The sequence below is a fragment of the Sedimentibacter sp. B4 genome (assembly GCF_000309315.1).
In the GTDB taxonomy this organism is placed as follows: domain Bacteria; phylum Bacillota; class Clostridia; order Tissierellales; family Sedimentibacteraceae; genus Sedimentibacter; species Sedimentibacter saalensis.
Window position 1 is genome coordinate 1 of the sequence record NZ_CANG01000553.1, and the last position, 219, is coordinate 219.

At 70.3% G+C, this 219-nt stretch carries 1 protein-coding gene; it reads left to right on the forward strand.

From position 1 onward, the window contains the following. Nucleotides 1-219: hypothetical protein (locus BN358_RS27745; RefSeq protein ID WP_232233173.1), on the forward strand; the 219-nt coding region annotated here is incomplete at both ends.

A 219-nucleotide genomic window follows, 5' to 3' on the forward strand; every position in this document is an offset into this window, starting at 1 on the left:
CCGGACGAACCGGTCAGCGCAGCGAGCGGCTCCCCCAAATCGACGCCCGGCCCGACGTCGACCGCGGACGCCGGTCCGAAGGTCGCGATGACGCCGAGCCCGTCCGGCACGCGATGAAAGGGAACACGATCCTGAGGAGGAGTGCCGTGTCGAGAGTGATCGGGGTGACCGTGCTGCTGGTCGGTGCCGCCTGCGCCGCCTGGTGGTACTGGCAGGAGT